The following is a 927-nucleotide window of genomic DNA, read 5'->3' as shown; positions in this document are numbered from 1 at the left end:
CGAGGACATCCGCGCCGAGATCGAGCAGGGGCTGGGCGGCCCGCTCGAGAAGTTCTTCGCGTTCGTCGAGCCGGTGCCGGTGGGCGCGGCCTCCGTCGCGCAGGTGCATCGCGGGCGCACCACCGACGGGCGCGATGTCGCGATCAAGGTGCTGCGCCCCGGCGTGCGCCGGAATTTCGCGCGCGATATCGAGACCTATGAATGGGCCGCCGCGCATCTGGAATCGCTGGGCGGCGAGGCGAGCCGCCTGCGCCCGCAGCTCACCATCGCCAATTTCAAGCGCTGGACATTGCGCGAGCTCGACCTGCGCCGCGAGGCGGCGAGCGCGTCCGAGCTCGCCAGCGCGATGGACGGCCATCCCGGCTATCGCGTTCCTGCCATCGACTGGGACCGCACCTGCGGCACGGTGATGACGCTCGAATGGATCGACGGCATCAAGATTTCGAACCGCGAGGCGCTGATCGCGGCCGGGCACGATCTGCCCGATCTCGCGCGGCGGCTGGTGCTCGCCTTTCTGCGCCAGGCGATCGCGGGCGGCTTTTTCCATGCCGACATGCACCAGGGCAATCTGTTCGTCGCCCCGGACGGCACGATCGTCGCGATCGACTTCGGCATCATGGGCCGCATCAACCGCCAGGCGCGCTTCTGGCTGGCGGAAATCCTCTATGGGCTGACCACAGGCAATTACCGCCGCGTCGCCGAGATCCATTTCGAGGCGCAGTATGTGCCGAGCTATCACAATGTCGACGAGTTCGCGACCGCGCTGCGCGCGGTGGGCGAGCCGATGCGCGGCAAGCCGGTGAGCGAGCTGTCGGTCGGGCAGATGCTCGACGGGCTGTTCGCGATCACCCGCGATTTCGACATGAAGACCCAGCCGCACCTGCTGCTGCTGCAGAAGACGATGGTGATGGTCGAGGGCGTCGCGAC

1 protein-coding gene is annotated in these 927 nt (G+C 67.9%); it reads left to right on the top strand.

All coding sequences use genetic code 11. The annotated features are described in order from the left end of the window. Positions 1-927 (top strand): AarF/UbiB family protein (locus DM995_RS10240; protein WP_232824497.1); only part of this gene is annotated, 927 nt, incomplete at both ends.

The organism is Blastomonas sp. UPD001, assembly GCF_003426715.1.
GTDB lineage: Bacteria > Pseudomonadota > Alphaproteobacteria > Sphingomonadales > Sphingomonadaceae > Blastomonas.
Note: the sequence above shows the minus strand (reverse complement) of the source record. Positions and strands in the feature narration are given on the sequence as shown.